This window comes from Streptomyces sp. NPDC054872 (assembly GCF_053610705.1).
On record NZ_JBSGYY010000026.1, the window covers coordinates 25,862 to 49,708 of the forward strand.

At 71.0% G+C, this 23,847-nt stretch carries 22 protein-coding genes and 1 pseudogene; 10 read left to right on the forward strand and 13 right to left on the reverse strand.

Annotation, left to right across the window (positions count from 1 at the left end; all coding sequences use genetic code 11):
* The first annotated feature begins 4 nt into the window (after positions 1 to 4).
* Complete coding sequence (locus ACWGIH_RS27910) at positions 5 to 1,033, forward strand: ABC transporter ATP-binding protein (protein WP_453443552.1); 1,029 nt, start codon at positions 5 to 7, stop codon at positions 1,031 to 1,033.
* A 105-nt stretch (positions 1,034 to 1,138) separates the two neighbouring features.
* Positions 1,139 to 1,942, forward strand: a complete 804-nt coding sequence (locus tag ACWGIH_RS27915; protein WP_453443551.1) for a maleylpyruvate isomerase family mycothiol-dependent enzyme — start codon at positions 1,139 to 1,141, stop codon at positions 1,940 to 1,942.
* A gap of 232 nt (positions 1,943 to 2,174) precedes the next feature.
* On the opposite strand, the gene ACWGIH_RS27920 is transcribed toward ACWGIH_RS27915, so the two are convergent.
* The 6 genes and pseudogenes from ACWGIH_RS27920 to ACWGIH_RS27945 form a co-directional block, all read right to left on the reverse strand.
* Positions 2,175 to 3,350 carry an LOG family protein gene (locus tag ACWGIH_RS27920; RefSeq protein ID WP_453443549.1) on the reverse strand — a complete coding sequence of 392 codons (1,176 nt, stop codon included), beginning with the start codon at positions 3,348 to 3,350 and terminating at the stop codon, positions 2,175 to 2,177.
* A gap of 101 nt (positions 3,351 to 3,451) precedes the next feature.
* Positions 3,452 to 3,856, reverse strand: coding sequence for a VOC family protein (locus tag ACWGIH_RS27925; protein ID WP_453443547.1), 405 nt, complete (start codon positions 3,854 to 3,856; stop codon positions 3,452 to 3,454).
* A 153-nt stretch (positions 3,857 to 4,009) separates the two neighbouring features.
* Positions 4,010 to 5,188, reverse strand: coding sequence for a hypothetical protein (locus ACWGIH_RS27930; RefSeq protein WP_453443545.1), 1,179 nt, complete (start codon positions 5,186 to 5,188; stop codon positions 4,010 to 4,012).
* Between the two features lie 167 nt (positions 5,189 to 5,355).
* Positions 5,356 to 6,087: pseudogene (locus tag ACWGIH_RS27935) on the reverse strand (ABC transporter ATP-binding protein); the annotation flags it as partial.
* Between the two features lie 204 nt (positions 6,088 to 6,291).
* Complete coding sequence (locus tag ACWGIH_RS27940) at positions 6,292 to 7,671, reverse strand: aspartate aminotransferase family protein (protein WP_453443544.1); 1,380 nt, start codon at positions 7,669 to 7,671, stop codon at positions 6,292 to 6,294.
* Positions 7,656 to 8,168, reverse strand: a complete 513-nt coding sequence (locus tag ACWGIH_RS27945) for an Lrp/AsnC family transcriptional regulator (RefSeq protein ID WP_383324209.1) — start codon at positions 8,166 to 8,168, stop codon at positions 7,656 to 7,658. The genes ACWGIH_RS27940 and ACWGIH_RS27945 overlap by 16 nt, the downstream gene beginning before the upstream one ends.
* Before the next feature lie 161 nt (positions 8,169 to 8,329).
* On the opposite strand from ACWGIH_RS27945, the gene ACWGIH_RS27950 reads away from it, so the two are divergent.
* From ACWGIH_RS27950 to ACWGIH_RS27960, 3 genes are all read left to right on the forward strand, one after another.
* Positions 8,330 to 9,769, forward strand: a complete 1,440-nt coding sequence (locus ACWGIH_RS27950; protein WP_453443542.1) for a gamma-aminobutyraldehyde dehydrogenase — start codon at positions 8,330 to 8,332, stop codon at positions 9,767 to 9,769.
* A 273-nt stretch (positions 9,770 to 10,042) separates the two neighbouring features.
* Positions 10,043 to 12,661 (forward strand): MXAN_6230/SCO0854 family RING domain-containing protein, encoded by a 2,619-nt coding sequence (locus tag ACWGIH_RS27955; RefSeq protein ID WP_453443540.1) that lies wholly within the window; start codon positions 10,043 to 10,045, stop codon positions 12,659 to 12,661.
* A gap of 102 nt (positions 12,662 to 12,763) precedes the next feature.
* Positions 12,764 to 13,954: an ABC transporter substrate-binding protein gene (locus tag ACWGIH_RS27960; protein WP_453443538.1), complete on the forward strand. Its 1,191-nt coding sequence runs from the start codon at positions 12,764 to 12,766 to the stop codon at positions 13,952 to 13,954.
* 19 nt (positions 13,955 to 13,973) lie between these two features.
* Here the strand turns inward: ACWGIH_RS27960 and ACWGIH_RS27965 are convergent, their stop codons facing one another.
* Complete coding sequence (locus ACWGIH_RS27965) at positions 13,974 to 14,441, reverse strand: hypothetical protein (RefSeq protein WP_453443536.1); 468 nt, start codon at positions 14,439 to 14,441, stop codon at positions 13,974 to 13,976.
* 249 nt (positions 14,442 to 14,690) lie between these two features.
* Here ACWGIH_RS27965 and ACWGIH_RS27970 point away from each other — a divergent pair, with 249 nt between their 5' ends.
* Together ACWGIH_RS27970 and ACWGIH_RS27975 are read left to right on the forward strand one after the other, a co-directional pair.
* A complete protein-coding gene (locus ACWGIH_RS27970; protein WP_453443534.1) occupies positions 14,691 to 15,515 on the forward strand; it encodes a hypothetical protein in 825 nt (274 codons plus the stop codon).
* Entirely contained in the window at positions 15,512 to 16,198 is a 687-nt protein-coding gene (locus tag ACWGIH_RS27975) for a class F sortase (protein ID WP_453443532.1), read from the forward strand. Before ACWGIH_RS27970 ends, ACWGIH_RS27975 begins: the two co-directional genes overlap by 4 nt.
* 13 nt (positions 16,199 to 16,211) lie before the next feature.
* On the opposite strand, the gene ACWGIH_RS27980 is transcribed toward ACWGIH_RS27975, so the two are convergent.
* The gene (locus tag ACWGIH_RS27980; protein WP_453443531.1) at positions 16,212 to 17,390 is read right to left on the reverse strand and encodes a serine hydrolase domain-containing protein; all 1,179 of its coding nucleotides are present in this window, start codon (positions 17,388 to 17,390) and stop codon (positions 16,212 to 16,214) included.
* Positions 17,391 to 17,535: 145 nt separating this feature from the next.
* Positions 17,536 to 17,928: a winged helix-turn-helix transcriptional regulator gene (locus tag ACWGIH_RS27985; RefSeq protein WP_453443529.1), complete on the reverse strand. Its 393-nt coding sequence runs from the start codon at positions 17,926 to 17,928 to the stop codon at positions 17,536 to 17,538.
* Between the two features lie 93 nt (positions 17,929 to 18,021).
* Here ACWGIH_RS27985 and ACWGIH_RS27990 point away from each other — a divergent pair, with 93 nt between their 5' ends.
* A complete protein-coding gene (locus ACWGIH_RS27990; RefSeq protein WP_453443528.1) occupies positions 18,022 to 18,702 on the forward strand; it encodes an NADPH-dependent F420 reductase in 681 nt (226 codons plus the stop codon).
* On the opposite strand, the gene ACWGIH_RS27995 is transcribed toward ACWGIH_RS27990, so the two are convergent.
* Genes ACWGIH_RS27995 through ACWGIH_RS28005 form a run of 3 tightly spaced genes read right to left on the reverse strand, consistent with a single transcriptional unit; the run spans position 18,689 to position 20,728 of the window.
* Positions 18,689 to 18,856 carry a hypothetical protein gene (locus ACWGIH_RS27995; protein ID WP_453443526.1) on the reverse strand — a complete coding sequence of 56 codons (168 nt, stop codon included), beginning with the start codon at positions 18,854 to 18,856 and terminating at the stop codon, positions 18,689 to 18,691. The genes ACWGIH_RS27990 and ACWGIH_RS27995 overlap by 14 nt on opposite strands.
* Before the next feature lie 31 nt (positions 18,857 to 18,887).
* Entirely contained in the window at positions 18,888 to 19,595 is a 708-nt protein-coding gene (locus tag ACWGIH_RS28000) for a glycerophosphodiester phosphodiesterase (RefSeq protein ID WP_453443524.1), read from the reverse strand.
* 20 nt (positions 19,596 to 19,615) lie between these two features.
* The gene (locus tag ACWGIH_RS28005) at positions 19,616 to 20,728 is read right to left on the reverse strand and encodes an adenosine deaminase (protein WP_453443522.1); all 1,113 of its coding nucleotides are present in this window, start codon (positions 20,726 to 20,728) and stop codon (positions 19,616 to 19,618) included.
* Positions 20,729 to 20,975: 247 nt separating this feature from the next.
* On the opposite strand from ACWGIH_RS28005, the gene ACWGIH_RS28010 reads away from it, so the two are divergent.
* Complete coding sequence (locus ACWGIH_RS28010) at positions 20,976 to 21,482, forward strand: DUF4190 domain-containing protein (protein ID WP_453443521.1); 507 nt, start codon at positions 20,976 to 20,978, stop codon at positions 21,480 to 21,482.
* Between the two features lie 97 nt (positions 21,483 to 21,579).
* Here the strand turns inward: ACWGIH_RS28010 and ACWGIH_RS28015 are convergent, their stop codons facing one another.
* Positions 21,580 to 22,161, reverse strand: a complete 582-nt coding sequence (locus tag ACWGIH_RS28015) for an NADAR family protein (protein ID WP_453443519.1) — start codon at positions 22,159 to 22,161, stop codon at positions 21,580 to 21,582.
* A 176-nt stretch (positions 22,162 to 22,337) separates the two neighbouring features.
* Between ACWGIH_RS28015 and ACWGIH_RS28020 the strand changes: the two genes are divergently transcribed.
* A complete protein-coding gene (locus ACWGIH_RS28020) occupies positions 22,338 to 23,840 on the forward strand; it encodes a gamma-aminobutyraldehyde dehydrogenase (protein ID WP_453443517.1) in 1,503 nt (500 codons plus the stop codon).
* The last annotated feature ends 7 nt before the right edge of the window (positions 23,841 to 23,847 follow it).

Sequence of the window (23,847 nt, forward strand, 5' to 3'; positions counted from 1 at the left end):
TGCCGTGTTGCTGACGCTGGCGGACGCGACCGTGCGGTTCGGGGGGCGGGCCGTGCTCGACGGGGTCGGTCTCGCGGTCGACGAGCACGAGATCGTCTGCGTGCTCGGGCCGAGCGGCAGCGGCAAATCGACGCTGCTGCGCGCGGTCGCCGGGCTCCAGGAGCTCGACGGCGGACAGGTCCTGCTCGATGGCCGTGACCAGCGGGGTGTGCCCGCGCACAAGCGTGGGGTCGGCCTGATGTTCCAGGACCACCAGCTGTTCCCGCAGCGCGACGTGGCCGGCAACGTCGCCTTCGGGTTGCGGATGCACGGGGCTTCACGGGGCGAACAGGCGAACCGCGTGGCCGAGTTGCTCGAACTCGTGGGGCTGCCGGGGGCGCAGCGGCGGGCCGTCGCCTCGCTCTCGGGCGGCGAGCAGCAGCGGGTCGCTCTCGCGCGGGCGCTCGCGCCGAGGCCGCGGCTGCTGATGCTCGACGAACCGCTCGGGCAGCTCGACCGTTCGCTGCGGGAGCGCCTCGTCGTCGAACTCCGTGAGCTGTTCGACGAGTTGGGTACGACAGTCCTCGCGGTCACGCATGATCAGGGTGAGGCGTTCGCGCTCGGGGACCGGGTCGTGGTGATGCGGGACGGTCGGATCGCCCAGTCCGGCACACCACTTGACGTCTGGCGGCGTCCCGCGGACGAGTTCGTGGCGCGGTTCCTTGGCTTCGACAACGTCGTCGACGCGACGGTGGCCGGTGAGGTGGCCGACACCGCCTGGGGCAAGGTTCCGGTGCCGGAGAACTCCGAGGGTGCGCAGGACGGGCGGTGCCGGTTGCTGGTCCGGCCGGCCGGGGTGCGGTTGGTGCCCGTCGACGAGGGGCTGCCGTGCACGGTGACGGCGCGTACGTTCCGGGGTACGCATGTCGCCGTCCACCTGGAGCCTCGGACCGGGCCACGCCTTGAGGCCGCCTGTGCGTTGCGGGACGCGCCTGGGGTGGGGGAGACGGTGGGGGTCGCGTTCGACGTGGGGGATGTCGTGGTTCTGGGCTGAGGTGTCCGGGCGGGCCCGTGGCGGTGGGCGTCGACGGCCGTGCGGTGATGGCGGCGGGCGTTAATGAGGTGTGCGTGGCGCCGGGGGATGCCTAGGGTCTGGCCCATGACCACGTTGGAGTACGACCGCCATCGCGCCGAAGTCGCCGTTCAGCTTGGCCTGTTGAGGGAGACGCTGGCCGGGGCGGATCTGTCGGCCACCGTGCCGACGTGTCCGGAGTGGACGCTGGGGTACCTCGCCCGGCATGTGGGTGGCGCCGTGCGATGGGCCGCGCGGATGGTGGCCACCCGGGCCACGGAAGAGATCGCGTTGGAGGATGTCCCCGGGGCCCTCGGGCCGGAGGGGGATGACCCCGCGGCTCTCGACGCGTGGCTGGCGGAGACCGCCGAGCTCGTCGCGGCGGCGTGGGACGGCGTGGACGCCGACACCGCGGTGTGGTCCTGGTCCGATCAGCACCACGCCGGGTTCTGGGCGCGGCGCATGACGCATGAGGTGGCTGTTCACCGGGCCGACGCGGCTGTTGCCGCGGGCGTGCCGTATGTGGTTGCGGCGGATGTCGCCGCCGACGCGATCGACGAGTGGCTGGAGATCGTGCAGTTCGTGCAGCGGACTCAGGTGGACGATTCGGCGGGTGAGTTGCGTGCCGAGGTGCTCGGTGGGGGCCGCAGCATTCATCTGCACGCGACGGACGCGGTGCCGGAGCTGGATGCCGAGTGGCTCATCGAGTTCGGGGCGGAGGGCTTCAGCTGGCGGCGTGGGCATGAGAAGGCGACGGTGGCTCTGCGGGGGCCTCTGACTGAGGTGCTGCTCGCGTTCTATCGGCGGCGGTCTTTGGACGCTGGTGGCGTGGAGGTTCTGGGGGAACGGGAGTTGATGGACTTCTGGCTGGAGCGGGCGTCGTTCGGGTGATTTTCCCCAACCCCGCCCCTTCCCGATAACCCGCTCGGCGCGGGGGCCTCGGGCGCGGGGCCTCGGCCTCGGTTGCCGACGTCACCGGCTCCGCCGAGTTCGTCCTCAAGCGCCGGACGGGCCGGGTGATCGCCCGGTCGGCCGGAGGTGTCGCCGGGTGGGCGGAGGGTGAGCCCGGGTGGTCCGGGTAGTCCGCCGCTCGCGTGCCCCATCGGGCTCTCGCAGTGGTGGCTCAGCCCTCTCTCGTCAGTGATGCCAGTGCTGCCGGGGCCTCCTCCACCCTGTCCACCAGGGCGATCCTCGGTTCCATCGAGCGGCCGCGGGCCAGTGCCTGCAGCAGCGGCCAGGCCGGGAGGTCCGTCGTCCAGTGGGTGCGGTTCACCAGGATCATGGGGGTGGGCTCGCCGCGGGATTCGTAGTAGTTGGGCGTGGCCGCGTCGAAGATTTCCTGTAGCGTGCCGGCCGCCCCCGGCAGGAAGATCACGCCTGCGTTCGAGCGGGCCAGGAGGCCGTCCTCGCGGGTGGCGTTGGCGAAGTACTTGGCCAGGTGGGTGGCGAAGGCGTTCGGCGGCTCGTGGCCGTAGAACCACGTGGGGATGCCCACCGACGCGCCACCGGACGGCCACCGCTCGCGGACGTCGAAGGCTGCCCGCGCCCACTCGGTGACGGACGGGGTGAAGGACGGGGCCTTGGCGAGGAGTTCGAGCGCCTCGTCCAGCATCTCGTCGCGGAAGACGGACGCGTACGCACCCAGGTTCGCCGCCTCCATGGCGCCGGGTCCGCCCCCGGTGGCGACCGTGAACCCGGCGCGGGCGAGCGAGCGGCCGAGCCGTGCCGCGCCCTCGTACGCCTCCGTGCCACGGGCCATCGCGTGACCGCCCATCACGCCCACCACCCGCGCGCTGACGAGCAGTTCGTCGAGGGCGTCCGAGATCGAGTCGTCGTGGATCGCCCGGAGCATCGAGGAGAAGACGTCGCCGTCCGCCTTGGTCTCCTGGAACCACGCGTACGCACCGGCGTCAGGAGTCGCCTCGTACCCACCCTCGGAGAGTCCCGCGAAGAGCTCGTCCGGCGTGTAGAGAAGACCGCGGTACGGGTCGAACGGCAGGCCCGGGACGGGCGGGAACACCAGCGCCCCGGCGGTCCGCATCGCGTCCACCGCGCTCTGCTCCATCGCGCACCCGAGGAACACCGCTCCCGTGGCGTCGCAGGCCCGCAGCACGGACGTACGCGACAGCAGGTCTATGGCCTGGACGCGGCACCCGGCGAGCGAGCCGCCCGCGGCGATCTCGTCGAACTCCGCGAGCGACTCGATCTCGCGGTCGCCGCCGGGGAGGCGGGGTGCCGGCCCGCGGCCGAAGGAGGAGGCGGATACGGATACGGACGCGGGCTCGGGGGTCGGCTGCATCCGCCCATGCTAAGCAGGCCGCCCTTGCGGGGGACCTCAACCCTGGACCTCAACCCTGGACCTCAGCCCTGGACCTCAGCCCTGGGCCCCAACCCTGGACCTCAGCCCTGGACCTCGGACGCGTCCATCCACATGATTTCCCAGGTGTGACCGTCCAGGTCGTCGAAGGCGCGGCCGTACATCATGCCGAAGTCCTGCGTCTTGCCCGCGGTGCCACCCGCCGCGACGGCCTTGTCGACCAGCTCGTCGACCTTCTCGCGGCTCTCGGCGCTCAGACAGATCAGCGTCTCGCTCGTCGTCCGCGAGTCGGCGATCTCCTTCTCCGTGAACTGCTGGTAGTGCTTCTTGCTCAGCAGCATGGCGACGATCGTGTCGCTGATCACGACGCAGGCGCAGTCGTCCGTCGTGAACTGGGGGTTGATCGTGTAGCCGAGCTCCGTGAAGAACTTCTTCGAGCTGTCGACGTCGTTCACGGCGAGGTTCACGAAGATCATCTGCTGGTACATGAGGTGTCTCCCGATGCGGTGAGTTCGGCGTGGGTTCCGCGTGAGTTCCGCGTGGCGCGTGCGCTCCGTGGCTTACGGAGAGGTAGACGCACGTTCGACGCGGAACTCATCGCCCCTCGCGGAACTTTTTCCCGCGCGACCGGCGAGGGCTCCTCAGCGAGTGAGAGGCAGCGCCGCCAGCTGCGCGACCACCCAGGTCAGCGGCCCGAACACGGCCGCGAGGGCGCCCGCCCGCAGCGCGGCGGTGCCGCGCAGCATCGAGGCCGGCGCCCCGAGCTGGAGCAGCGCCGATGTGGTGTCGGAGCGGGCGTGCTTGGCCTCGACGGCGGCCGTGGCCAGAGTGAGGACCGCGCAGCCGGCGACGAGCAGCGAGCCCAGCGCGGTCAGCGGACCGATGTCCGGCCGGGCACCGGAGTAGAGCGTGAGCGCCGCGTACGCCGCGGAGCCCACCACGCAGAGCACCCCGAGCGGCCGCCCGATACGCCGGGACTCCTCCTGCAGCCCGCGCCCGGCCAGGAGCCGCATCGCCCCGGGCCTTGCCGCCTGCAGGATCCGCCCGCACAGATACGTGAGGCCGGGCCCCGCGAGGGCGAGGCCGACCGCCGTGAGGGCCCACCCGGCGAGCACACCCGCGGGGCTGCCGGTCAGGCCGCCCGGCAGTGTCAGGTTCGAGGTGCCGGGGGCGCGGCTCGCGTACGCCTCGACGGCCAGGCCCGCCGCGAGGAGCGCGATGCCCCACGGCAGCCCGCTCGGCGGGGCGGCGGGTGCGTCCGGGTCCACGGGTTCCTGCCGCTCGGCGCCCGGCTCGTCGCGGCGCTTGGCCGTCCGGGGCCGCAGGACGGCAGCGCTCGCGGCGGACGCGGTGAGCGGCACAAGGGCGAGCAGGGTGAGCGCGGCGGCGAGCGGCAACGGCTGCCCGGCGGCGAGCAGTTCGGACGCGGCGCCGTCGAACGGCAGGCCCGTCAGATCGCCGCGCAGGTGCAGGAAGAACAGGAGCGCGACCATCGAGCCGAGCGTGCACGCCACGGCCGTGGAGATCGCGGCGAGCACCGTGAGCCTGGCCGGACCGAGCCCCACCGCGGAGAGCCCGGAGCGCGGCTTGGTCGCCGGGTCGGTGCGCGCGACGGTGACGGCGAAGTACACGGTGGCGGCGATCGGCGCGACGCACCAGGCGAGGCGCAGCACGGCCCCGCCGGACGCGTCCGGGTGGCCCATCGCGTACCCCAGGGTGCAGAGCAGCAGGAAGCCGGTGCCGGCCGAGGCGGCGGCGACGAGCAGCCTGCGCAGCTGGACCAGGGGATGGGCCCCGCGGGCTAGACGGAGAGCGAGCACGCGGCCCGGCCTTCCGCTTCGTCGGACTCGCCCTCGGCGGACTCGGAGACCGCGGCACCGGCGCCACTCGCGCCACCCGCGCCGTCCCCGTCCTCTCCACCACCCCCGCCGTCCCCACCATCCCCGCCGTCCCCGGCTGTCTCGGCCTCCGCGGCAGCCGGGGCCTCCGCGCCGCCGGCCTCGGCCCCCGTCGACAGATCACCCGCCCCCGGCAGGTGCAGTGTGTTCACCCGCCGCCCGTCCAGCAGCGTGACCGTACGGTCGGCGAGGGCGGCGACCTCCGCGTCATGCGTGGCGAGGACGACCGTGATGCCGTGCGAGCGGGCCGCGGTCGTCAGCGTGCGCAGGACGTGGGCGCGGTCGGCGCGGTGCAGCGGCGCCGTCGGCTCGTCGGCGAAGATCACGGACGGCATGGTGACCAGGGAGCGGGCGATGGCGATGCGCTGGCGCTGGGCCTGGATCAGCGCGTGCGGCCGTTTGCGGGCGCAGTCACCGATGTCGAGGCGGTCGAGCCACTCCTGGGCCGTGGTCTTGGAGGCCCGGTGCGACGCGCCGCGCAGCATCAGCGGCAGCGCGACGTTCTCCCGGGCCGTGAGCTCGGGGACGAGGTGCGGCTCCGGGTCGATCCAGCCGAAGCGGTCGCGGCGCAGGCGTTCGCGGATGACCGGGCCCATCGTGTGGACCGGCGTGCTGTTGAACCAGACCTCGCCCTGCTGGGGCAGGAGCTGGCCGGAGAGGCAGCGCAGAAGAGTCGTCTTGCCGCTGCCGCGCGGGCCGGTGACGGCGAGGATCTCGCCCTCGCGCACGCCCAGCGATACGCCGGTGAGTGCGGGTGAGCCGTTGTGTGTGACGTGCAGGGCGCGTGCCCACAGCACGTCGTTGTCCGGCGGGGCCACCATCACGTACACCTCGGTTCAGATCAGTTTGCCTCCCCCGTACGGGGGAACGAAGGCGGGGCCGATCGGTCACTGGGCACGCTAGGGATCCAGGCCGTGCTGCCTGGAAACGACGCGGCCCGGGGGCGTCCGTTCTCACTCGAACGGGCGCCCCCGGGCCGGTGTTGATCACTCGATCACACTATGGGTCCCTGTGGACCCCAGGGATCAGAGCTTCGTCCACGCCTCCGTGAGGACGTGGCGCAGGATGCCCTCGATCTCGTCGAAGGTCTCCTGGGTGGAGATCAGTGGCGGGGCGAGCTGGACGACCGGGTCACCACGGTCGTCGGCGCGGCAGTACAGACCGTTCTCGTACAGCGCCTTGGAGAGGAAGCCGTACAGGACGCGCTCGGTCTCCTCGTCGTTGAACGTCTCCTTGGTGTCCTTGTCCTTCACGAGCTCGATGCCGTAGAAGAAGCCGTTGCCGCGGACGTCGCCGACGATCGGCAGGTCGTGCAGCTTGCGCAGGGTCTGGTAGAACGCGTCCTCGTTGTCGAGGACGTGCTGGTTGAGACCCTCCTTCTCGAAGATGTCGAGGTTGGCGATGCCGACCGCGGCCGAGACCGGGTGGCCGCCGAAGGTGTAGCCGTGCAGGAAGGTGTTGTCACCCTTGTAGAACGGCTCGGCCAGCTTGTCCGAGATGATGCAGGCGCCGATCGGGGAGTAGCCCGAGGTCATGCCCTTGGCGCAGGTGATCATGTCCGGGACGTAGCCGAACTTGTCACAGGCGAACATCGTGCCGAGGCGGCCGAAGGCGCAGATGACCTCGTCCGAGACGAGCAGCACGTCGTACTTGTCGCAGATCTCGCGTACGCGCTGGAAGTACCCGGGCGGGGGCGGGAAGCAGCCGCCCGCGTTCTGCACCGGCTCCAGGAACACGGCCGCGACGGTCTCGGGGCCCTCGAAGAGGATCTCCTGCTCGATCTGGTCGGCGGCCCAGCGGCCGAAGGCCTCCGGATCGTCGCCGTGGATCGGGGCGCGGTAGATGTTCGTGTTCGGCACCTTGTGCGCGCCGGGGACCAGCGGTTCGAAGGGGGCCTTGAGCGCGGGCAGGCCGGTGATGGACAGGGCGCCCTGCGGGGTGCCGTGGTAGGCGACCGCACGCGAGATGACCTTGTACTTCGTGTGGTTGCCGGTGAGCTTGTGGTACTGCTTCGCCAGCTTCCACGCGGTCTCGACGGCCTCGCCGCCACCGGTGGTGAAGAAGACCTTGTTGAGGTCGCCGGGCGCGTGGTTGGCCAAACGTTCCGCCAGCTCGACGGCCTTAGGGTGGGCGTAGCTCCACACCGGGAAGAAGGCCAGCTCCTGCGCCTGCTTGTAGGCGGTCTCGGCGAGCTCGTGACGACCGTGGCCCGCGTTGACCACGAACAGCCCGGAGAGGCCGTCCAGGTACTTCTTGCCCTTGTCGTCGTAGATGTAGGTGCCCTCGCCACGCACGATGGTGGGCACGGGTGCGTTCTCGTAGTCCGACATGCGGGTGAAGTGCATCCACAAGTGGTCGTACGCGGTTTGGCTGAGGTCCTTGCTCACGGCTATCGGGTTCCCCACATATAGGTCTGCTTCTTGAGCTTCAGATAGACGAAGCTCTCGGTGGAGCGCACGCCGGGGAGGGCGCGGATGCGCTTGTTGATCACTTCGAGAAGGTGGTCGTCGTCCTCGCAGACGACCTCCACCATCAGGTCGAAGGAGCCCGCGGTCATCACCACGTACTCACACTCGGCCATGGCCGTCAGCGCCTCCGCGACGGGATCCAGGTCGCCCTCGACATTGATGCCGACCATCGCCTGGCGTCGGAATCCCACGGTGAGCGGGTCCGTGACGGCGACGATCTGCATCACGCCCTGGTCGAGCAGCTTCTGGACGCGTTGGCGCACGGCCGCTTCGGACAGGCCCACGGCCTTGCCGATGGCGGCGTACGGACGGCGTCCGTCCTCCTGAAGCTGTTCGATGATCGCCAGGGAGACGGCGTCGATGGACGAAGAACCGTTCCCTGGTCGGGAACTGCTGGAATCTGCGCTGCGACTGGCCACGACCCCATGGTGCACAGGAGTCGACAGTTCCGCAAGGTCAGATCGATGAAATTCGTTGTCTGAAGCTTCAATCGTCACGGATTTCGCAGTTCTAGGGCTCCGGGTATGTTGAAAGCGTCGGTACACCGACTAGGGTGGGTGTCTCATCCACTGGACATCTGACTGGAGGGCCGGAAGTGACCACCGAGCTGCGCCGTCTGCGTAACTACATCAACGGCGAATTCCGGGACGCCGCCGACGGCCGGACCACCGAGGTGGTGAACCCCGCCACCGGCGAGTCCTACGCCACCGCGCCCCTGTCGGGGCAGGCCGACGTCGACGCCGCGATGGAGGCGGCCGCCGCCGCGTTCCCCGCCTGGCGTGACCTGACGCCCGCCGAGCGCCAGAAGGCCCTGCTGAAGATCGCCGACGCCTTCGAGGAGCGCGCCGAGGAGCTCATCGCGGCCGAGGTCGAGAACACGGGCAAGCCGACCGGCCTCACGCGGTCCGAGGAAATCCCGCCCATGGTCGACCAGATCCGCTTCTTCGCGGGCGCGGCCCGGATGCTCGAAGGCCGCGCGGCCGGCGAGTACATGGAGGGTCTGACCTCCATCATCCGCCGCGAGCCGATCGGCGTCTGCGCGCAGGTCGCGCCCTGGAACTACCCGATGATGATGGGCGTATGGAAGTTCGCCCCGGCGCTCGCCGCGGGCAACACCGTCGTCCTCAAGCCCTCGGACACGACCCCCGCGTCGACCGTCCTGATGGCCGAGATCATCGGCTCGATCGTCCCCAAGGGCGTCTTCAACGTCGTCTGCGGCGACCGTGACACCGGCCGCGCGATGGTCGAGCACCACACCCCGGCGATGGCCTCCATCACCGGCTCCGTGCGCGCCGGCATGCAGGTCGCCGAGTCCGCGTCCAAGGACCTCAAGCGGGTCCACCTGGAGCTCGGCGGCAAGGCGCCGGTCGTCGTCTTCGAGGACGCCGACCTCGCCAAGGCCGTCGAGGACATCTCGGTGGCGGGCTTCTTCAACGCGGGCCAGGACTGTACGGCCGCCACGCGTGTGCTCGTCCACGAGTCCATCCACGACGAGTTCGTGACCGCGCTCGCCAAGGCCGCGGCCGACACGAAGACCGGCCAGCCGGACGACGAGGACGTGCTCTTCGGCCCGCTCAACAACGCCAACCAGCTGAAGCAGGTCTCCGGCTTCATCGACCGCCTCCCGGCGCACGCCAAGGTCGAGGCGGGCGGTCAGCGGGTCGGCGAGAAGGGCTTCTTCTACGCCCCGACCGTCGTCTCCGGCCTCAAGCAGGACGACGAGATCATCCAGAACGAGGTCTTCGGCCCGGTCATCACCGTCCAGTCCTTCACGGACGAGGAGCAGGCGGTCTCGTACGCGAACGGCGTGGACTACGCCCTGGCCTCCTCGGTCTGGACGCAGAACCACGCGCGCGCCATGCGCATGTCCAAGGTTCTCGACTTCGGCTGCGTCTGGATCAACACGCACATCCCGCTGGTCGCGGAGATGCCGCACGGCGGCTTCAAGAAGTCCGGCTACGGCAAGGACCTCTCGGCGTACGGCTTCGACGACTACACGCGCATCAAGCACGTGATGACGTCGATCGAGGGTTAAGCGCCTCGGGCTCAGCGTGAACCGGCCCGGCAGATCCGTCTGCCTCGTCGCTCGCCGTTGGCCTCCGCGGGCCGTGGGGGCCGGTCGCGCAGTTCCCCGCGCCCCTACGGGGCCCTAGGCGTTTAATCGTGTGACGCCTGATCCGCCCCCGCGTACCGTCAGGAACGCGGGGGCGGCTCCGTGGTGTGCTTCCTTCTTTCTCATCTCTGCAAAAGATCCGTAGCGCACCCACTCCCCGCCCCCGCTTTCGCGTATCCATGGGGGTGGAACCTGATGATGACGACGTCCGACGACCTCGCCGGGCTGCTGCTGCGCCGCCGGCAGAGCGTGGCCGTACCGTCCGGCGCCGGACGGACCGCCGAGACCGAGGCCGCCGTGGTCGTCCTCGAAGCCGAACTGGCTGACCGCGGGCACCTGTTGACCGCCCCGCTGCGCCGTGCGCTGACCGCGCTCGCCGTCCCCGACCTCGCCGCGACCGGCATGAAGCTGTTCGCCGACGTCGACGCGCTGATGGGCTCCGACCGCCGCCACGCCCCGCTGTTCCGGCGCTTCCCCGACGAGATCCCGTACCAGCCCGCGTACGACCGCTACACCTCCCTCATCGTCGAGCACCTCGCCGCCCAGCCCCATCAGCCCTGCATGAACTGCGCGGGCACCAAGGCCCGCGTCCGTGCGCTCAAGCCGTGCGCGCATCTGCTGTGCGACGACTGCCACCGCAAGGAACTGGACACGGGCTGCTGCGACCTGTGCTGCGTCTGGTACGCCTGCCCCATCTGCGAGAACCGCTACGAGACGGACGGGCCCACCGACCCCTGGCTCGACACCGGCGCCCACCTCGGCGGTGACGGCGGCGAGATCCTGCGCGCGCTGACCCTGGCGGCTCCGGGTGACGCCTCCGCCGAACTCGCGGCCCTGCTCGCCCGCCGAACGCCCCTGAGCCCGCAGGACCACGACGACCTGGTCCTGCTGCTCGGGCACCTGGACCCGGCCGGCGCCGCCGACTGGCTCCCGGCCGAGATCCCGCTGCGGGAGAGCAAGGCGCTCGCCCTCGCTCCGCTGCTCGACGTGCCGGAGGTGCGCCCGCTGGTCATGCGGCACGCCGACACCGCCACCGATGTGCTGCGCATCCTCGTCGTACGGTCCGGTGGCGACCCCGACCTGCTCGAACCGCCGCGGCTGCGTGGGCTGCCGCGTCCCGTACGCCGTGAACTCCTCGCCCTGCTCGACGGGTTCGACCTCCGCCGCCTCGCCGAGGACATGGCTCGCCATCCGCGCGCCTGGAAGCACGTCGGCGAGATCCTGCACCCCTTCGAGCAGGCGCACCGGCACGCGCGCGTGGCGCTCGCTTTCGCTGTCCTGCGCGGAACCCGGATCGGCGACGACGCGCTCGCCGAGGTGCTGCTCGGCGAGGCCGCACGCCACGAGGACGTCCGCATCGAGGGCGACCGGCTGCGGATCTCCACCTGGCAGGGGCGCGTCGAGGAGGCGCTCGGCCGCTGGGACACCACGGCCGCGGCCGGACTGCTGCGTCGGCGCCCCGGTGAACTCCTGCGCCGCCTGGACCTGTTGCTCGCCCGGTCGGGTGCTCAGACCCTGCCGGACGTGCTGGCCGAGGCGCTCGCGGGCGCGCTGCCGCACAGCGCTCCCGGGCCGCTGCTCGGCGCGTACGGCCGCATGAAGGTCCGTGCCGAGCCGGGGCGCCGCCGCGTCTTCTTCCCGCGCGGCCGCGTCACCCAGGCCTACGCGGTCGACGATGACCGGCCGCCGCTGCCGTCCCGGGTGGCGGGGCGCGCCGGTGAGCTGATCGAGGCGGAGGCGGTGCGCAGGCTCGCCGCGGGCTCGCGGGGCGACTCGCGGGGTGAGCAGTACGAGGTGGCCGTCCTGGACGCCTCGCTCGCCGACCTGCCCGTGCCGTTCGCCGAGCGCGCCTCGGCCGCCTCGCTGGTCGCGGTGCCGCGCGGCAGCTCGCTGCCCATGCCCGCGGACGGCGAGACCGTGCGGCTCTTCCTGCACTGGCTGCAGCCCAAGGGCGTGCGCGTCGACCTCGACCTGTCTGTCGCGCTCTACGACGACCTGTGGCGCTTCGTCGGCCTGTGCGACTACACGCACCTGACGTACGCGGGCGGCGCCGCCCGGCACTCCGGCGACCTGACGTCGGCGCCCGCCCCGCACGGCGCCACCGAGTACCTGGACCTGGACCTGCCGCGGCTGGCCGACGTGGGGGTGCGCTTCGTGGTGCCCGCGGTCCTCTCGTACAACAACGTCCCCTTCGACGAACTCCCGGACGCCTTCGCGGGGTTCATGGCGGTGGAGGGCACCGGGCGTGCGGTCTACGACCCGCGCACCGTCCGCCAGCGCTTCGACCTCGCGGGTGCCGCGGCGCTGCGCGTGCCAATGATCGTCGACCTGCGGTCGCGCCGCGCCTGGTGGGCCGATGTCACCCTCGGCACGGGCGGGGGCAGCCACGATGTGTGGCGCTACCGCAAGCAGCTCGGCCGCATGGGCAATGACCTGCTCGACACCTTCAAGACGGGCGGCCGGGCCACCCTGTGGGACCTCGCCTGCTGGACGGCCGCGGCCCGCACCGACGGACCGGTGTACGTGCGCGGCCGCGGCCACGTCCTGTGGGGCTACCGCCGCGGCGAGGACGAGCCGCGCGCCGACTTCGCGCTGCGGGTTCGCGACGGCTGGGAGCCGGACGAGCTGCGCGCGGAGGCGGGCCCCGAACTGGCGGGCCGCCGTGCCCTGCTGGCGCTGCTGCACGGGGAGTTGGAGGAGGCGTCCGGGGTCGCGTCCGGCACCGCGTACCGCCTCTACCCGGGGCCGGTCGACGCCTCGCCGCTGGAGCGGATCACCGCGGGGGGCCTGGCGGGGTGGCTGGCGCCGGTGTGATCACGCCGCCGATCACGCGATGGACAGGGTGTCGCTTCCCGGCCGCTCGGCTCGACGCAGCGTCCATTGCCCGTACGTGACACGCGGGCGCATGCTGCCGGGGTGCGAGCGAACCCCAGTGCCTCCTCAGTCTCCCGCCGGTCCCTGCTGCGTGCCCTCGGCGGCGGGGCGGCCGTCAGCACGCTCGCGGGCTGCGGCGTTCCCGCCGCGTACATAGGGCCCGGCGAGCGTGCCGCGGGGGATCGCTCCCGGCGGGACAAGACGCTGACCTTCGCCAACTGGCCGCTCTACATCGACACCGACGACGATGACTCGACGAAGCGGCCGTCGCTGGACGCCTTCGAGAAGCGGACCGGCATCGACGTCCGCTACACGGAGGAGATCAACGACAACGACGAGTTCTTCGGCAAGATCAGCCCGTCCCTGATGAACCACCAGGAGACCGGCCGCGACCTCATCGTCATCAGCGACTGGATGTGCGCGCGCTTCGTGCGGCTCGGCTGGGTCCAGGAGATGGACCGCGCGCGGCAGCCGAACGTCACCAAGTACCTGGACCCGCTGCTGCGTTCACCGCACTTCGACCCCGGGCGCAAGCACACCGTGCCCTGGCAGTCGGGCATCACCGGCATCGCGTACAACAAGCGCGCACTGGGCCGGGAGATCAAGCACGTGTCCGACCTGTGGGCCGACGACCTCAAGGGCAAGGTCACGCTGCTCTCCGGTCTCGACGAGGCGTTCGCGCTGCTCATGCAGGGCGACGGGGTCGACATCACCAAGTGGAAGGCCGACGACTTCCACCGCGTGTGCGACCGGGTGGAGAAGCTGGTGGCCTCGAAGCACGTCCGCCGCTTCACCGGCAACGACTACATCAAGGACCTCTCCAGCGGCGACGTCCTGGCCTGCCAGGCCTATAGCGGTGACGTCATCCAGCTCCAGGCGGACGACCCGGACATCGAGTTCCTCGTCCCCGAGGAGGGCGCGGAACTCTGGGCGGAGTCCCTGATGATCCCGAACCTGGCCCGCCACAAGCGGAACGCGGAACGGCTCATCGACTACTACTACGACCCGGAGGTGGCCGCGGAGCTGGCCGCCTGGGTCAACTACGTCTGCCCGGTCCCCGCGGCCCGCGACATCCTCGCCTCGTCCAAGGACAAGGAGCTGGCCTCGCTGGCCGAGGACCCGCTGATCTTCCCGGACGACGCGATGCGGGGGCGCCTCGCGATCGCCCGTGACATCACGTCGCAGGAGCGTACGGAATTCGCGAAGCGGTGGAACGCGATCGCGGGGTTGTAGCGGGGCGTTTGCGCCTTGCTCAGGGCCGGCGTCGGCGCAGGGCCTTCCGGACGGCACCGGCCGCGTCCTCGGACCGCATCCGCCAGACCGTCAGCTTGTCCTGCACCTTGGACGCGACGGTCCGCCACTTGAACCACAGCGGCAGCTCGCGGAACGGCACGTAGTCGAGGGTGTCGTCGACGGCGCTCTCGGCGAAGCCACGATGACCCTCCGCGCGGAGCGCGGCGAACAACTCCGGGGTGAGCCCGCCGTTGACCCGGGCCGCGACACCGGCCGCGGTGTAGGCGAATCCCCGCTGACCGTGGTCCGGCAGCCGCATGGCCTTGATGATGCGGGGCGAGGCGTCGGCCAGGGAGCAGTTGAAGGCCAGCCCGATCACGGCGGAGCCCAAGGAGCCCTCGCCGCGTTCGTGTGCGGCGTCCCACTCGGCGGGGTCGTCGAAGCGCAGGAGGCTCTCGTCGCCGTCCCAGTCCCACCCGGACACCATCCCCGCCTCTCGTCATGTCAGCCGTGTCGGCGTCCTCACATTGAACACCCGCCACTCCCGTTGCGTTTCATAGGTAACTGCATGGCCGGTATCGAGGAAGCTCGCTGTCTCCGCGTGCGTGTCATTGGCAACTGCTGTGCAGTGAACGGGAGTTGATGTCCGGTGGCGGTCGGTGGATCGCTCGGGCATCGCCCGGAGATCCGTACGACTTGCGGCCCTCCCGTCCGGGTGCCGCGGAAAAGGACGAACTTGATGATCAAGCGAACCGGCCTTCTCGTGGGGCTCGCCGCTCTGCCCGCCGCCCTCCTCACCGTGGTCGTCTCGTCTCCGGTGTTCGCGGCGGACCCTCCGGCCTACCAGATCGACCTGGCCCCGCTGAACGACTCCGGCTCCACGGGGACAGCCCTCCTGAGCCTGCGCGGCAACGCCCTCACCGTGTGGATCAAGTCCGAGGGCCTGGTGCCGGGACAGCCGTCGGCGCAGCATCTGCACGGGTCCACCGACGGGCACGACTTCCAGTGCCCTGACGACGGCGACGACACCAACGGCGACGGCATCCTGAACAACACCGAGGCCACCGTCCACTACGGCGACATCAACATCTCCCTGACCGAGTCGGGGGACACCGACGCGGGCAGCGGCCTCGCCGTGGACCGGATGCCGGTGGCCGACGCGCAGGGCAAGGTCTCCTACAAGCGGACCATCACCGTGGGGCAGGACGTGGTCGACAAGATCAAGGACCTGCACATCGTGCAGCACGGCGTCGACCGCAATGACAACGGCAAGTACGACTTCGAGGGCGCCGGCAAGAGCGAACTCGACCCCAAGCTCCCCCAGGAGGCCACCGCTCCCACCAACTGCGGTGTGGTCAAGGGGGCGGCCGTCGGGTCCGTTCCCGTCGGCGGGGTCGAGACCGGCGGAGGCACGCAGGACCGTACGTCCACCGGCGTCGTGACCGGCGCCGCCGGGGCCGCGGCGGTGGCCGCCGTGGGCACGCTGGTTCTCGCCCGGCGGCGCATGATGACCCCGGCCCCGGCCGCGGTCGCTGTCGCGAAGACCGGGGACGCCGCGTGAGCCGCTCGGCCTGGCGGGCGTGGACCGGGCTCCGGCGTGCCTCCGCAGCCGCGATCGCCGCCGTCGCGGCGGCTCTGGTGCTCACCGCGTGCGGGGTTCCGGAAGGCACCGCCGCCGCGCCCGCCCCGCCCCGCCAGAGCGCGGGGGAGGATGGTGCGGTGGGGGACGGGACGGCGGGTGACGGCTCCACGCCGTCGGCAGGGCCGGGCGAGGACGCCCCCGAGCCCCTGGGCCGGTCGGCCCCGCAACGCGTCGCCATCCCCTCCCTGGGAGTGTCCAGCGCCCTGGAGACGCTCGGGCAGGGCGGTGACGGGACGATGACGACACCGAAGGACCCCGGCCTTGCGGGCTGGTACGAACCGGGCCCCACCCCCGGCTCCAAGGGCCCGGCGGTGATAGCGGGTCACGTGACCTGGGACGGAGCGGACGCCGTCTTCAAGAAGCTGAAGACGATGAAGGCCGGGGACACCGTCGAGGTGACGCGCGCGGACGGGAAGACGGCCACCTTCACGGTGGACCGTGTCGAGGAGTTCCCGAAGAAGGAGTTCCCGACCCTTGAGGTGTACAAGAACATCGACCACGCGGGGCTGCGCCTGATCACCTGCGGCGGCGAGTTCGACGCGGACCGCAACTACTACCCCAACAACGTGACGGTGTTCGCGAGCATGACGGGCGTCGCGTAGGCACGGCCCCGTCTCAGCCCCGCTTCATGGCGGTCAGGGCGATCCGCTCGGCGATCGGGTTCATGTCCTTGCCCTTGGCGTCGGTCGCGTTCACCGAGTAGGCGAGGGTCCGTGTGCCGTTCTCGGTGGAGGCGATCATGTTCGTGTAGCCGTAGCGGGAACCGGTCTTGAGCCAGACCACCGTGTCGTCGTCCAGCTCCATCCGCTGGAGCCCCGCGCCGAACTGGGCTTCGGGGACGCCGGGCGCCAGCTTCGGCAGGGTGAGCATCTCCTTCAACTGCGGCTTGGGAACGACCTTGCCGTCGAACAGGGCCTGCGTGAAGACCTCCAGGTCGGCGGTGGAGGAGATCATGTCGCCCGCCGCGAAACGGTCGTACTGATTCCACTCGGTGATGTCGACGAGTCGGGTGGAGCCGTCCGGCTGCTTCACGCTCTGATAGCCGCGGTTGTGCGGACCGCGGATGCGGAGGTCGGTCCCGGGGAAGTACGTGTCGCGCATGTGGAGCGGCTTGAAGATCCGCTGCGCGGCCTGCTGGGCGTACGAGTCCCCGGTGACCCGCTCGATGAGCATGCCGAGCACGGTGTAGCCGATGTTGCGGTAGTGCTGCTCGTCGCCGGGGTTGTGCTGAGGCCCCTTGGAGATGGCCGACGCGACGACCTTCCGGTAGTCCAGCGTGTCAAAGCGGTGGGCGTATTCGTCGTCGAAGCCATCGCCTGATTGCAGGCCGCTGGTGTAGTCGAGGAGGCTGCGCACCGGGATGGGCAGGAACCTCTTCTTCGGGTCCTGCTCCTCCGGGAAAAGGTCCGGCAGGTAGTGCTGCACCGGCTTGTCGAGGTCGAGTTCACCCTCGGCCGCCAGTTGCAGCGCCACCGCCGCGGTCACGATCTTGGTCGTCGATCCGGCGCGGAAACGCCCGTGCGGGTCGGCCTTCCTCCCCGTGACGAGATCGTGTACGCCGGAACTTCCGCGCCACGCCCCGTCCGTGCCGCCGACCCGGACCAGGGCGGCGGTCGCGTCGGCGTTCGGGAGGCCCTTGATCGCGGCACGCAGGGCCTTGCCGTCCGGCGCGGGCCCCTGAGGGGAGACCGCAGCGGGCGGGGTGTGCGCCTGGGCCAGGGCGGGGGCGGTGGCGGCGCCGGTGAGGCCGATGACGAGGGCGGCGGCGAGAGCGGTACGGGCGCGGAAGTGCATGGTGTGACTCCAGGAGGCTGCGGTGCCGGAAGGTGTGCCGTCCATCCTGGTGAGCCCGCGGGCAGGACGGATCCTCACTGGGGAGGGCGAGGGCCCGGTGAATCCCGAGGGGACAACGCCCGTACAAATCAGGGGTGTTGGCGGGTCATCCCCTAGGGGGCGTCGGCGGCGGGATGGCGTCGGCGGCGGGAAGGTCGGCGCGCTCCTGCGCCGCCATCACCTCGTCGCCGTGATCGAAGGCCCAAGCCCCGAAGGCCTCGATCGGGTCGAGCAGAGTACGCCCCAGGGACGTGAGTTCGTACTCGACGCGGGGCGGGGACTCGGCGTACGACTGGCGCGAGACCAGGCCGTTGTACTCCAGGCGCCGCAGCGTCTCGGTGAGGATCTTGGGGCTGATGCCGCTGATCAGGCCGCGCAGTTCACGCGGGCGGCGCGGGCCGTGCCGCAGGGCCCAGAGCGTCACCGCGTTCCAGGTGTTGGCGAGCAGGTCGAAGGCGAGCCGGGCGCGGCAGTCGGCGAGCAGGTCGTCGTCTCTCACGTACCGAATGGTGCCCGAGCCCTTTCCTACTGTCGTGCCGTACCCCGATGAACCGGGGCACGGGACGAGGCACGGGACGAGAGGGAGACAGGCATGCGCATAGGCATCATCGGCACGGGCGCCATGGCGGACGCGCTCGGCACACAGTGGGTGCGCGCGGGGCACGAAGTGCTGATCGGCGGGCGGGACGAGGGCCGCGCCGCGGCACTCGCCGCGCGCATGGGCGCGGCGGGGCACGGAACACCGCGTGCGGCGGCCGAGTTCGGGGACGCGGTGCTGCTCGCCGTGCCGTACGCGGCGGGGGCGTCCATCGCGGGCGAACTCGAAGCGGCGCTCCGCGAGCGGGTGTTGATCGACTGCTCCAACCCGGTCGGCCCAGGATTCGTCCTGCTCACCGAGGGCGGCCCGTCGGCCGCACGACGGCTCGCCGACGCCGCGCCCGGAGCGCGTGTGGTCAAGGCGTTCAACCTCTGCCACGAGGACGTGTGGCGGATGGACCCGCCGGTCTTCGACGGCAGGACGCTGGCGGTCCCGCTCTGCGGGGACGACGAGGGCGCCCTGGATGTCGTACGGGACCTGGTGAAGGACGCCGGGTGCGCGCCGTTCGCCGCGGGCGGCCTGGAGCGGGCCGGACTGCTGGAGGCGACGGCGGCGCTGCTCATCGGGCTGTGGGTGGGGGAAGGGGCGGACGCGCAGGCCATCGCGCCACCGCTCGCGTATGCCGCGGGTGCCCCACGGGCCGCGGCCGTCGCCGCCGCCGTCACTTCGCCATGAGCAGGATGACGAGGACGACGCCGACCAGGAGCGCGATGGTCAGCATGAGTCCCACGGGGTGCCGTGGATTGAGGCGATGGCCGCGATAGCCCCGTTCGTCGCGTTCGTACACGAAGAGCGGCTCCTCGCGCTTGTCGTCGTCGCTGTTCCCCATGGACCACAAGCTAGTTGAGGAAACCGTTCGGCTACGAGAGCGCGCCGTCGGGCCGCATGCCCCGAGCGCGCAGGGCGTGCAGCGTGTCCACGCGATTGGTCGTGATCGCGTCGACGCCGATGTCGATGAGCCGGCGCATGGAACGCCTCGTGTCCGGCGTCCAGGCGGAGACGAGCAGCCCCTGCCGCTGCACCTGCGTGACCAGCTCGCGCCGGAGCAGCGAGAAGCGGTAGTTGAGCCAGCGCGGCTTGATCGCTTCGAGCACGGCGTGGCGCGGCGGGGCCAGGCTCGTCCAGGTCAGGGCGATCTCGGCGGCGGGGTCCGCCGCGCGCACCGCGAGCATCGTCCGGGCGCCCGCGCAGTAGTACACGCGCTCCGACGCCCCGCAGTCGGCGACGGCCCCGACGACCGCGCGCACCGACTCGGGTGTGGCGCCCGGCAGATCCACCATGAGCCGACGGCCCTCGGTCGCCGCCACGGCCTCCTCAAGAGTGGGTACGCCGTCCTCCGTGAGGCCGCGCACCTCGTCCGCGGAGAGCACGGACAAGGGCCGGTCAAGGTCCCACAGGCGTTTGAGTGTCGCGTCGTGCAGCAGGACGGGTACGCCGTCTCGGCTGAGACGGACGTCGATCTCCACCGCGTCCGCGCCCCGGTCGAGCGCGGAACGCAGGGACGGGAGGGTGTTCTCGCGGAAGCGGTAGGGATCGCCTCGGTGGGCCACGGCTGTCACGGTGCGCATGGGCCCATTGTGGTGCCGCGTCAGGGGGCGAGCCAGGTCCGCGTGTACGTGTCGATCTCCGCGACGAGCTTCGCCTTGCCCGCCGGATCGAGGAACGACGCCTCGACGGCGTTCTTCGCCAGGTCCGCGATGCCCCGCTCGTCGAGGTCGAGAAGACGTGCGGCGATCGCGTACTCGTTGTTGAGGTCGGTGCTGAACATCGGCGGGTCGTCGGAGTTGATGGTGACCGGGACACCGCCGGCGACGAACTGCTTGATCGGGTGCTCGTCGAGGGTGGCGACGGCGCGCGTCGCGATGTTCGACGTGGGGCAGACCTCGAGCGGGATGCGGTGCTCGGCGAGGTGGGCCAGGAGCTTCGGGTCCTGGGCGGCGCTGGTGCCGTGGCCGATGCGCTCGGCGCGCAGGTCGGTGAGGGCGTCCCAGATGGTGCCGGGCCCGGTGGTCTCGCCCGCGTGCGGGACGGAGTGCAGGCCGGCGGCGATGGCACGGTCGAAGTATGGCTTGAACTGCGGCCGCGGTACGCCGATCTCGGGCCCGCCGAGCCCGAACGAGACCAGGCCCTCGGGACGCAGCTTGTCGGTGGTCGCGAGCCTGACGGTCTCCTCGGCGGATTCCAGCCCCGCCTCACCGGGAATGTCGAAGCACCAGCGCAGTACGACACCGAGGTCTGCCTCGGCCGACTTGCGGGCGTCCTCTATGGCATCCATGAAGGCGCGGTCGTCGATGCCGCGCCGCACGGAGCTGTAGGGGGTGACGGTCAGCTCGGCGTAGCGGATGTTCTGCCGGGCCATGTCACGGGCGACCTCGTACGTGAGCAGGCGTACGTCGTCCGGGGTGCGGACCAGGTCCACGACCGACAGGTACACCTGGACGAAGTGGGCGAAGTCCGTGAACGTGAAGAAGTCGGCGAGCGCCTCGATGTCCGTGGGCACCTTGGAATCGGGGTGCCGGGCGGAGAGGGCCGAGACGATGCGGGGAGACGCCGAGCCGACATGGTGCACATGCAGTTCCGCCTTGGGCAGTCCGGCGATGAAGGCATGCGGGTCGCGTGGCTCACTGGTGCTGCGCGGATCGGTCACGGTTTCCTCCCCAGGAACGGAATTGATCGGCTGATCGGGTGGGTCAGGAATCATCGTAAGTGGCGGGCCCGCGGCCCAGGCGGTGGCCGTAGCATGACGGAACGTACGAAAGAGGTGACGCGGGATGTCCGAGGGGTCGGCAGGGCCGGGCGGGTCGGAGGGGCGGGACCCCTGGGCTCCGCCCGAGGATGAGCCGGGGCGGGTGCCGCTGGAGAAGCGGGACCCGTGGGCTGCGCCGGCCGGGCCTCGGTCCCCTGATCCCGCTCCGTCTCCGGGGGGTGCGCCGGGCCAGGGCGAGCCGGTGCCGCCGCCTCCGGTCGGGCCCGAGGGGCCGGGGCAGGTGCCCTACGGCTACCCCGGGTTTCCCGGGCCGGGGCCGCAGGGCGGCGGGGCTCACGGGCCGGGGCCGCAGGGCTACCCCGGATATCCCGGCTACCCCGGCCTCCAGGGGCAGGGCCCTCCCGGATACGGCTGGCCCGCGATGCCGATGGCGCCCTCCAACGGGATGGGCGTGGCCGGGCTGGTCCTGGGCATCGTCTCGGCAGCCGTCTTCTGCCTGTGGCCCCTGGCGATCGTGCTCGGCATCCTGGCGATCATCTTCGGCGCGATCGGTCGTGGCAGGGCGCGGCGCGGCGAGGCGACGAACGCCGGGCAGGCGCTGGCCGGGATCATCTGCGGGGCCGCGGGCATCGTCCTTGGCGTGGGCCTGCTGGTCGTGTTGATCCTGGTGCCGGACGACGTGTTCGAGGAGGACGGGGCAGGTTCGGAGGGCGGCAGCTACTCGGCGTCCGCGGCCTTCAAGCCGTGAGCCGCCGTTTCCTCGGCGTCCGTGGCTCTCGAGCCGTGAGCCGCCGCTTCTCGGCGGATTTCTCGTGGCCGTCCGTCCGCCTGAGCTCCCCGCGGCCCTACCGAAGCCGTTCCCGGGCCTCCATCAGTGCGAAGCCCAGCAGGTTCGGGCCGAGCCACTTCTCCGGGTCCTGGGCGCGCTCGTCGTCGGCCGCCAGGCCTATGCCCCAGATGCGGTCCATCGGGCTCGCCTCGACAAGCACCCGCGACCCCGTGCCCAGCAGGTAGGAGGAGAGCGCGGGCGTGGACGCGAACTTGTGCACGCTGCCCTCGACCACGATGCCGAACCGCTCGCGCTCCCATGTCGCCTCATCGAAGCCCCGTACCAGGCGCCCCGCGTTCTTCGCCTCGGCGGGCGTACGCGCGGCCAGGACCGCGGCCTCGGCCTCCGCGTCGGAGAAGAGGCGGGCCTTGGCGGCCATCATCCAGTGCTCGGCCGTCCCGTACGCCACGCCGTCCACGGTGAACGGCGACAGCCACCACTGGCTCAGGCAGCTCGACCCGAGCGTCCCGTCCCGCCTGGGCCGGTGACCCCAGAAGTGCAGATACTTCACACTCCCGCCCGCCCGAACCGACGCGACCAGCGTGTTCACCGAGTCGATCTTCGTCATACACGCGAGTCTGGCACGCACCACTGACATTCCGTCCTGGGTTTTCCAGGACGACTCGACACCTGGTCGACAGATTCCGTCGCGTAACCAAAAGGCAACAACGGAATCACTTGTTGGAGTACCACTGCTCTGTCAGGATCGGCACTCAAATCGATCTGGAGCTACGCCGACCCCCTGGGACGGGGGCGACGGCGGAGGAGAGCGTCATGCACAACTTCCAGGCGCAGGACCACTTCGCGGAAGGCGCGCAGTACATCGCGGGACGGCTGACCAAGGGCACCTCAGGGCGCTCCCACGCCGTCGTCGACCCGGCCACCGGCGACGAGATCCACCGGTACGAACTCGCGGGCGAGAAGGACGTCGACGCCGCCGTCGGCGCGGCCGCGCGAGCCTTCCCCGAGTGGGCCGGCGCGACCCCCGGCGAGCGCTCCGACGCCATGCACCGCTTCGCGGGCGTACTGGCCGAGCGCGCCGAGGAGTTCGCACAGGCCGAGTCGCTGCAGTGCGGCAAGCCCATCAAGCTCAGCCGGGAGTTCGACGTACCGGGGACGGTCGACAACGCGGCCTTCTTCGCGGGCGCCGCCCGGCACCTCCAGGGCCAGTCGGCCGGCGAGTACTCCGGCGACCACACCTCGTACGTACGGCGTGAGCCCATCGGTGTCGTCGGGTCCATCGCGCCCTGGAACTATCCCCTCCAGATGGCCGCCTGGAAGGTCCTGCCGGCCATCGCGGCGGGCAACACGATCGTCCTCAAGCCCGCCGAACTCACCCCCTTCACCTCGCTCCTCTTCGCGCAAGCCGCAACCCAGGCGGGCATCCCGGACGGTGTCGTCAACATCGTCAGCGGGGCCGGGCGGGACGCGGGGGAGCGGCTCGTGGGCCACCCCGACGTCGCCATGACCTCCTTCACCGGGTCCACCGGCGTCGGCAAGCGCGTCGCCGAGATCGCCACCTCCACCGTGAAGCGGCTGCACCTGGAGCTCGGCGGCAAGGCCCCGTTCGTGGTCTTCGACGACGCCGACCTCGATGCCGCCGTGCACGGCGCGGTCGCGGGCGCGCTCATCAACACCGGGCAGGACTGCACCGCCGCCACGCGCGCGTACGTACAGCGCCCGTTGTACGACGCCTTCGTAGAGGGTGTCGCCGAGCTCATGGAGAGTGTCCGGCTCGGCGACCCCTTCGACCCGAGCACCGACCTCGGGCCGCTCATCTCGCACGTCCACCGCGACCGCGTCGCCGGTTTCGTCGACCGGGCACGCTCCTACGCGCGCGTGGTCACCGGCGGCGAGGCGCTCGACCACCCCGGGGCGTTCTACCGGCCCACCCTCATCGCGGACGCCGCCCAGGACAGCGAGATCGTGCAGTCCGAGGTCTTCGGGCCGGTTCTCGTGGTGCTGCCGTTCGACTCCGACGACGAAGGGATCAGGCTCGCCAACGACACCCCCTACGGACTCGCCGCCTCCGCCTGGAGCCGCGACGTGTTCCGCGCCAACCGCGCGACCCGCGAGATCAAGGCGGGCTGCGTGTGGGTCAACGACCACATCCCGATCCTGAGCGAGATGCCGCACGGCGGATACAAGGCATCCGGCTACGGCAAGGACATGTCCGCCTACTCCTTCGATGAGTACACGCAGATCAAGCACGTGATGTTCGACAACACCGCGGTCGTCCGCAAGGACTGGCACCGCACGATTTTCGGGGACCGATAGCCGATAG

Bases quoted from the DNA above. Each gene is read 5' to 3' on its own strand.
- ACWGIH_RS27965 (WP_453443536.1), bottom strand. From the start codon at position 14,441: ATGGTGTCCGGGTGGGACTGGGACGGCGACGAGAGCCTCCTGCGCTTC.
- ACWGIH_RS27925 (WP_453443547.1), bottom strand. From the start codon at position 3,856: ATGTACCAGCAGATGATCTTCGTGAACCTCGCCGTGAACGACGTCGAC.
- ACWGIH_RS27995 (WP_453443526.1), bottom strand. From the start codon at position 18,856: ATGGGGAACAGCGACGACGACAAGCGCGAGGAGCCGCTCTTCGTGTAC.
- ACWGIH_RS28000 (WP_453443524.1), bottom strand. From the start codon at position 19,595: ATGCGCACCGTGACAGCCGTGGCCCACCGAGGCGATCCCTACCGCTTC.
- ACWGIH_RS28020 (WP_453443517.1), top strand. From the start codon at position 22,338: ATGCACAACTTCCAGGCGCAGGACCACTTCGCGGAAGGCGCGCAGTAC.
- ACWGIH_RS27990 (WP_453443528.1), top strand. From the start codon at position 18,022: ATGCGCATAGGCATCATCGGCACGGGCGCCATGGCGGACGCGCTCGGC.
- ACWGIH_RS28015 (WP_453443519.1), bottom strand. From the start codon at position 22,161: ATGTCAGTGGTGCGTGCCAGACTCGCGTGTATGACGAAGATCGACTCG.
- ACWGIH_RS27920 (WP_453443549.1), bottom strand. From the start codon at position 3,350: ATGCAGCCGACCCCCGAGCCCGCGTCCGTATCCGTATCCGCCTCCTCC.
- ACWGIH_RS27980 (WP_453443531.1), bottom strand. From the start codon at position 17,390: ATGCACTTCCGCGCCCGTACCGCTCTCGCCGCCGCCCTCGTCATCGGC.
- ACWGIH_RS27955 (WP_453443540.1), top strand. From the start codon at position 10,043: ATGATGACGACGTCCGACGACCTCGCCGGGCTGCTGCTGCGCCGCCGG.
- ACWGIH_RS27915 (WP_453443551.1), top strand. From the start codon at position 1,139: ATGACCACGTTGGAGTACGACCGCCATCGCGCCGAAGTCGCCGTTCAG.
- ACWGIH_RS28005 (WP_453443522.1), bottom strand. From the start codon at position 20,728: ATGATTCCTGACCCACCCGATCAGCCGATCAATTCCGTTCCTGGGGAG.